At 74.9% G+C, this 7,281-nt stretch carries 6 protein-coding genes; all 6 read right to left on the bottom strand.

Annotated elements, in window-relative coordinates:
* Positions 1-83: 83 nt before the first annotated feature.
* On the bottom strand, positions 84-1,376 hold the full coding sequence (locus tag AB0J02_RS35575; RefSeq protein WP_363197981.1) for an MFS transporter: 1,293 nt from the start codon (positions 1,374-1,376) through the stop codon (positions 84-86).
* The gene (locus tag AB0J02_RS35570; RefSeq protein WP_363197980.1) at positions 1,373-2,452 is read right to left on the bottom strand and encodes a GntG family PLP-dependent aldolase; all 1,080 of its coding nucleotides are present in this window, start codon (positions 2,450-2,452) and stop codon (positions 1,373-1,375) included. The genes AB0J02_RS35575 and AB0J02_RS35570 overlap by 4 nt, the downstream gene beginning before the upstream one ends.
* A gap of 12 nt (positions 2,453-2,464) precedes the next feature.
* Positions 2,465-3,940, bottom strand: coding sequence for an argininosuccinate lyase (argH, locus tag AB0J02_RS35565; RefSeq protein WP_363197979.1), 1,476 nt, complete (start codon positions 3,938-3,940; stop codon positions 2,465-2,467).
* Entirely contained in the window at positions 3,937-5,211 is a 1,275-nt protein-coding gene (locus tag AB0J02_RS35560) for an ATP-grasp domain-containing protein (protein WP_363197978.1), read from the bottom strand. The genes argH and AB0J02_RS35560 overlap by 4 nt, the downstream gene beginning before the upstream one ends.
* Complete coding sequence (locus AB0J02_RS35555) at positions 5,208-6,275, bottom strand: pyridoxal-phosphate dependent enzyme (protein ID WP_363197977.1); 1,068 nt, start codon at positions 6,273-6,275, stop codon at positions 5,208-5,210. Before AB0J02_RS35555 ends, AB0J02_RS35560 begins: the two co-directional genes overlap by 4 nt.
* 86 nt (positions 6,276-6,361) lie before the next feature.
* Positions 6,362-7,273: a hypothetical protein gene (locus AB0J02_RS35550; RefSeq protein ID WP_363197976.1), complete on the bottom strand. Its 912-nt coding sequence runs from the start codon at positions 7,271-7,273 to the stop codon at positions 6,362-6,364.
* Positions 7,274-7,281 lie beyond the last annotated feature (8 nt).

The raw sequence follows: 7,281 nt of genomic DNA, 5'->3' as shown, positions 1-7,281 counted from the left end.
GGCCCGGGCCCGGGGCCCCCCCCTCGCGTCGGCGGCGCCCCGGCCGCCGCGCTCGGGTCTGCGGCGGGTGAGCCGCGTGCCGTTCACCCCTGCCCGGAGGCGAACTCCCGTTCCCCCGCGGCAGCGAACTCGCGCATGCCGCGCAGCGGGGAGCACACCACCCACACGGCGGCCAGGCAACTGCCGCAGGCCGCTGCCCACAAGGTGGCGCGAATGCCCAGGGACGTGCCGAGGACACCCCCGGTCAGTGCGCCCACGGTCATCGCGCCGAAGCCGACGAAGCGGACCGTGGCGTTCACCCTGGCCAGCATCGCCTCGGGGCACACCGCTTGGCGGTAGCTGACCTGGGCGACGTTGTAGACGACGACGCCGTACCCCATGACGAACAGGCCGAGCAGCGCCGGCGCGAGCAGCGGGCCCCGCCCCGCGAGCGGTACCAGCAGCAGCGCGGGGAAGGTCACCGACGGAACCAGCCACACCGCCCGCGCCTGACCGATCCGGCGGACCACCCGGTACGCCGACAGCGCTCCCAGCACACCGCCCAGGCCCAGCACGGCCAGGACCGCCCCGACGACGGAACCGGTCAGGCCCAGCACCTGGGTCAGGAAGAGGACCTGGACGGCGCTGAGCACACCGGCGAAGAAGTTCGCTGTCGCGGTGCAGCCGGTGATGGCCAGCAAGGTCCGGTCGCGGCCCAGGAAGCGCAGGCCCGCGCCGATCTCGGCGAACAGCGCCCCGCCCGCCCCGCCCGCCGCCCCCGCCGGGTCCGGTTCCCGCACGCGCCGCAGCAGCGCGCAGGACGCCAGATAGCCGAGCGCCGTCGCCAGCACCGGGTAGGCGGGCCCGGCGAGCTGCGCCAGCGCACCGCCCACACCGGGCCCGGCGATCTGGGCGAGGGACTGGCTGGACTGCAGGCGCGCGTTGCCCCGCACCAGTCCCTCGCGGGCGACGAGAGCGGGCAGATGGGACTGGTACGCGACGTCGAAGAGGACGGCGAGGACCCCGCACAGCAAGGCCACCACGATCAGCTGGGTCACCGTCAGCAGCCCGCCCCACCAAGCCGCCGGGAGCGTGCACAGCAGCAGCGCCCGCCCGGCGGAGGCGCGCCGCATCAGCCGCCGCTGCCGGGCCCGGGCCACCCACACCCCGGCCGGAAGGCCGATCAGCAGGTAGCCCGTGGTCTCCGCGGCGCTGAGCAGGCCCATCTCCAGCGGGGTCGCCGCCAGCGCGGTGGCGGCCAGCAGCGGGAGCAGCGTGTTGCCGATGTACGTACCGAACTGGCTGACCGACTCCGCCGCCCAGAACAGGTGGAAGGCGTGCCCGTCGCGCAGCGAGCCGGCCGGGGCCGCGGGCACGGTGACCGGGCCGCCGCTCACTCCCGGGGCCCGGGCGCGGCGGTCGTGTCGGCCATGACCTCGGTGAGCACCGTGACGGCCCGGTCGACGTCGGCCGCCGTGACCCCGCGGTGGGTGACCGCGCGGACGCGGCCCCGCCCCAGCTCCGCGAGGTGCACCCCGCGGGCCCGCGCCGCCTCGATGAGGCTCTCCGTCGTGTGCGGGGTGCTGTCGGGGTCCACAGTGAAGAACACCATGTTGGTGCGCGGGGGCTGCGGGTCGAGCAACAGGCCGGGGACGTCCCGGAGGCCGTCGGCCAGCCGGCCGGCGTGCGCGTGGTCGTCGGCGAGACGGTCGGTCATCTCGGTCAGCGCGATGATGCCGCACGCGGCGATCAGGCCCGCCTGCCGCATACCCCCGCCGAGCATCTTGCGGTACCGGCGGGCGGTGGCTATGGACTGCTCGTCCCCGACGAGCACCGACCCGACGGGCGCGGACAGCCCCTTCGACAGGCAGAACTGGACGGTGTCCGCGGACGATGCGAGGTCGGCTGCCGGGACGCCGAGGGCAAGAGCCGCATTGAAGACACGCGCCCCGTCCAGGTGCAGGGCAACGCCGTGATCGTGAGCGAGGGCACCGGCCGCCGCGAGGTAGCCGGGATCGAGGGGCACGCCGCCGAGACGGTTGTGCGGTGTCTCCAGGCAGAGCACGGCGGGCAGCGCGAACTGGGGGTCCTCCCGGTCCACCTCGAACGCTTCCGCGACCGCCGCCAGGGGGAGGGTGCCGTCCGGGTCTGCCGTGAGGGGCTCGTAGACGATGCCGCCGAACACCGAAGCGCCGCCCGCCTCGTAGACGTAGAGGTCGGACTCGGAACCGACGACGGCCTTGCCGCCGCGCGGGCTGTGGGTCAGCAGAGCGGCGAGGTTGGCCATGGTGCCGCTGGGCATCAGGCAGCCGGCCGGTTTGCCCAGCAACTTGGCGGACAGCGACTCGAGTTCGGTGACGGTCGGATCCTCACCGTAGACGTCGTCGCCAAGAGGCGCTGCCGCCGCGGCTTCGAGCATCCGGGGGGTGGGCAGGGTGAAGGTGTCGCTGCGCAGTTCTACGACATGGCTCATCAGAGGGCTTCCTCACGGTCGGCGGATCAGGGCGGACACGGCGGCGTCGAGCGCGCGTGCGGCGGACGTCCAGCGGCTCCTGCGGGCCTCGGCAGCGACGGCGAACCGGTCGAGCCGGCCCTCGGCGTCGTCGAGGGCGGCGCTCACGGAAGCGGGGGCGGGGCCGCCGCCCGCGTCCGCGGCGGCGGCCACTGACGCGGGGTCCAGGGCGTCGAGCAGGGCGCGAAAACGCTCACCGAGCTGTTCGGCTGCCACGGCCTCGAAGGCGCGGCCGGTGGCGAGCGCCGTACCGCTGATCGCACCCACCATGTGGTGGGCGGTGCGGAACGGCACCCCCGCCACGACCAGCCGCTCGGCGAGCGCGGTCGCGGCGGTGTGCCCGTCCGCGGCGCGCCGCAGCATGAGGTCCGGGTCGGGCGCGGCGCCCTCGACCATCAGCCGCAACAGGACCACCGCGTCCGTGGTGGCCTCCAGGGCGGGCCACACGTGGTCGACCGCCTCGGTGCCCACGGCGATGGCGTTGGTGAACCGCGCCGTCGACATGGCCGTGGTCGCCGCGGTGAGCGCGCCCAGCGCGTGCGCCGCCTTGCCCTGGACGTTCTCCAGCAGGAACGGATTGCGCTTCTGCGGCATCATCGAGCTGCTGCCGACCAGGTCGTCGGGCAGGACGAGCAGCGGGTTCTCGGCACTGGTCCAGGACTGCAGGTCATGGGCGGTGCGGGTCAGCAGCACCCCGAGGACGGTGCACGCGGCCAGCAGGCGCAGCACCACGTCCCGGGACGCCACCGCGTGCAGGGAGTTGGTGAGAGGCGCGGTGAAACCCAGCAGCTCCGTGGTGCGCGCCGGGTCGACGGGCAGCGTGGTCCCGCCGGTGGCCCCCGCACCGAGCGGGTTCTCGTCGAGTTCCCGGCCCGCGTCCTCCAGCTGTTGCAGGTCGCGTACGAGGGCGGCGGCGACTCCGGCGAGGTAGTGGCCGTAGGTGATGGGGACGGCGGGCTGGTGATGGGTGTACGCGGGCATGACGGTGGTGCGCCAGCGGCGTCCTCGCTCCGTCAGGACCCGGCCCAGCGCGTCGGTCTCGGTGAGCAGACGGTCGTAGGGGCGGCGCAACCGCAGCCGCAGGACGGTGGCGTTGAGGTCGTTGCGGGAGCGACCGCTGTGCAGGACGCCGCCCGTCTCCTCGCCCAGCACGTCCACGAGGTACCCCTCGTAGGCGAGGTAGCGGCCGCGCGGCGCCGGCAGGTGCCGCAGCGGGCCGAAGTCCCGGGCGCGCAGCTCCTTGACGCCGGCCAGCAGCCGGGCGGCTGTCTCGCGCCGGATGACGCCCTGTTCGGCGAGCATCACGACGTGGGCGCGGTCGACCTCACTGGTGGGCCGCAGTTCGGCGGCCACCGGGTCCGGGGGCAGCCGCAGGTGCCGGTCGAAGAGGATGTCCGCCGCGGCCGGGGTCACGGCGGAGGTCAGACGTCCGGTGGCGGTGACGGTCATACGGTGCTCCTCGGGGCGGATCGGATGTGCAGGCGGGCGCGCAGCAGGTCCAGCGCCCCGTCCGCGGCCCGCGCGGCGGACGGGCCGTCGGGGGCGGTGGCGACGGCGTGGCCGACCCGGTCGCGGTGGTCGTGCCGCGGCACGAGCGAAACGCCCCGGCGTGCGGTGAGCACACTGGTGGTGACGTACGGAGACGCCGTGGAGGGGTCGGCAGGCGGCTCCTCCAGCACCGAGGGCTCCGCCGGCACCGGGACCTCCTCCAGCACCGAGGGCTCCTCGACGACGAGGAAACGCAGCGAGGCGTGCCGCGCGGAGCGGGGCTTCAGGTCGGGGAGGTCACCGAGGGCGGCGCCGACCTGCGCCGCCACCAGGTCGATCCCGAGAGCGGCCCGCACCAGTTCGGGGATCATGCCGCCCGCCAGGCGCGGGTTGACCTCGATCACCACCGGGCCCCGGGCGGCCAGCCGCAGTTCGACGTGGGCCGCTCCGTGCCCGAGGCCGAGCGCCTCGACCGCGGCCACGGCCGTGTCGGCGAGGAGCCGTGCCGTACCGGTGGGCACGGCGGCGGGCACGTCGTGACCGCTCTCCACGAAGTACGGGGCGGCGCCCAGGTGTTTACCCACGACGGCCACCGGTGTGCGGCCGAACACCTCGACGGAGAACTCCGGCCCGTCCACGTACTCCTCGATCAGCAGCCCGGGCACGGTCGGGATGCCCCGCTCGTTGTGGGTGCGGGCCAGCAGGAGCGCGGCGTGTCGGTCGGCGTCCCCGGCACCGGCGCACAGCCGCACCCCCGTACTGCCGGAGCCGTCGGCCGGTTTGAGGATCGCCGGCGCGCCGAGACGCCGTACGGCGTCCGCGGCCGTGACCGCGTCGGTCGCCCAGGTCTGCGCGGCCACCGGCACGCCGGCCGCGGCGAGCGCCGCGTGCTGGCGCCCCTTGTGACGGCAGCGGACCGTGGCGGCGGGGTCGGGACCCGGCAGGCCGAGAAGGTGCGCGATCTCGGCGGCCACGGGCACGAAGTAGTCGGAACTCGTGGTCACCCCGGCCGGCGGACCGGCGCCGAGCGCGTCGACCGCCGCCAGGACCGGCCCGGCGGCCGAGGTGTCGGCCTCGACCACGGTGATGTCGTCGGCGCGCGCGTAGGCGTAGCGGCCGGGGTCCTCGGCCAGCAGGACCGGCCGCACCCCGAGGTCCCGGGCGCGCCGCGCGAACAGCGGGCCGGTGCCGGAGGTGTTGGACTCCACGAGCAGCAGGTACGGCTCGGTCATCGCTCCTCCCGCACCAAGTGGCCGCGGGCGTCCCGCAGGGCCTCGTCGAGCGAGCGGCGGCGCCACGCCATGCGCGCCCAGCCGCCGACGGCGTCACGGGGGTCGGTGACGACGCGGGGGACGGCGTCCCGGGGCCCTGTCAACAGGCCGCGCTCCGCCAGCCACTCGTCCTGGTGGACCGTCTCCTGGTAGCGGTGCCCCTCGTCCGGCAGGAACGCGACCACCTGTGCGTCGGGGTGGCGTTCGGCGTACCAGCGGGCGACGAGGAAGGACGCGCCGCTGGTCGGGCCCATGTACAGGGCGTGCCGGGCGTGCAGTTCACGGGTGGCCCCGAAGACCTCCGCCGGCCCCGCCCAGTGCACCTCGTCGTAGGCGTCGTGGCTGACGTTGGGCGGTACGAGGCTGTTGCCGAGCCCGCGCACCGCCCGCGGCCCGTCGTCCTGGCCGAAGATGGTGCTGGGCGAGGTGTCCACGCCGATCAGGCGCATCTGCGGCTGGAGCAGCCGCAGAAAGGCGGCGGTGCCCCCGGTCGATCCGCCGGAGCCGACCGGACCGACCAGGCAGTCCACCGCCCCCACGGTCTCCGCTATCTGCTCGGCGACCGGGGCGTAGGCGTGCGGGTTGTCGGGGTTGTGGTACTGGCCGGGAACGTAGTGGTCGGGGTAGACGGACCGCAGTTCCTCCAGCCGGTCCAGGCGGGCCCGCTGGAAGCCCCCCTCGGGGCTCGGCTCGGCACAGATCTCGACCCGTGCGCCCAGCGCGCCGAGCCTGCGGCGCAGCGCCGGGTCGATGGCCGGGTCGCCGACGATGACCAGCGGGTAGCCCCGCAGCCGGCACACCATGGCGAGACCCAGGGCGAAGGTGCCGGAGGAGGTCTCCAGGACCGTGGTGCCGGGGGTGAGGTCGCCGCGCTGCTCGGCGCGGTCGATCATGAAGCGGGCGGGGAGCAGTTTCATCAGGGTGAACGCGGCCACGCACAAGTTGGGGCCGATCCGTATGAGCCGCGGCAGGACGGTCGCGTCGACGACCGAGGCACTGGCCGAGGGCAGGGTGAGGGCTCGCATGCTCTCCGTTCTGGTGATGTCGTGGTGCGGGGTGGGGGCCGGGGCAGGAGCCCTCGACGGGCTGGCCGGGAAGGCGGGGCAGGGGCTCATGGCGTGGTGAAGGCCCAGGTGTTGTCGATGCCGAGATCGGCCAGTCGCTTGCGGGCCTGGTCCGTGCGGGCGGTGAGGTCGGGCGCTGCGGGATCGAAGAGCAGCCCGGCCACGTCCCCGCTGTGCGCGACCTGGAGCCCGGCCGCGCCCGCCGCCTCCGCGACCGCCAGCAGGTCCGAGAAGCCGGGCACCGGCAGATGGCGCTGGTTGATGAGGGCACTGGCCGTCGCCACCCGGCCGAGCAGGGCGACGTCCCCGGTCCGCAGGGCACGGCGGAGCGAGCCCAGCAGCGGCCGGAACGCCTGGATCTCCCACACCGAATAGCGGGCGGGCGCCAGCACGAGGGTGTCGGTGCCCAGGCCGTGCGCGCTGGTGCCGAAGCCGACCACCGTCAGCGGCATCAGCGGGCCGCCCATGTCCTCGACGACCGTGCCCTCCCGGTGTGCGAACAGCACCGTCCGGTGGGCGTACATCAGGGCGTCGGAGGCGGTCTCGGCGGCGACGGCGAGTGCGGCGTACCGCGCGGGGCCCGGACGCCGTCCGGCGGCATCGTGGACCGCGCCGATGGTCGCGACGACGTCCGCGGTGGACGAGCCGAAACCGCGGCTGGGCGGGATGTTGCTGGTCAGTGTCAGGGTGCCGCCGGCGGGTACGCCGCCGAGGGAGCGCAGCGTCAGCTCGGCGGCCCGCCGGGCCTTGGTCCGCCACGGGTCGGCCAGGGTGATCCCGGTGCTGTCCGCCGGTTCGAAGACGGCGTGGGACTCGTAGAGGGGGCAGGGCAGGGTGATCAGGGCGCGGCGCAGGCGTCCCCCGTGCTCGAAGACGCCCTGGAGGATCTCTCCATGGTGGCCGACGCTGCGGTGGGCTCCCCGGCTGCGGACCGCCGTTCCGGCCGGGCTTGTGGACATGTCGTGCA

Source organism: Streptomyces sp. NPDC050264 (assembly GCF_040655895.1).
GTDB lineage: Bacteria > Actinomycetota > Actinomycetes > Streptomycetales > Streptomycetaceae > Streptomyces.
Note: the sequence above shows the minus strand (reverse complement) of the source record. Positions and strands in the feature narration are given on the sequence as shown.

Excerpts from the sequence above, each read along its gene's own strand:
- AB0J02_RS35560 (WP_363197978.1), bottom strand. The coding sequence starts at position 5,211 with ATGACCGAGCCGTACCTGCTGCTCGTGGAGTCCAACACCTCCGGCACC.
- AB0J02_RS35550 (WP_363197976.1), bottom strand. The coding sequence starts at position 7,273 with ATGTCCACAAGCCCGGCCGGAACGGCGGTCCGCAGCCGGGGAGCCCAC.
- argH (WP_363197979.1), bottom strand. The coding sequence starts at position 3,940 with ATGACCGTCACCGCCACCGGACGTCTGACCTCCGCCGTGACCCCGGCC.
- AB0J02_RS35555 (WP_363197977.1), bottom strand. The coding sequence starts at position 6,275 with ATGCGAGCCCTCACCCTGCCCTCGGCCAGTGCCTCGGTCGTCGACGCG.
- AB0J02_RS35570 (WP_363197980.1), bottom strand. The coding sequence starts at position 2,452 with ATGAGCCATGTCGTAGAACTGCGCAGCGACACCTTCACCCTGCCCACC.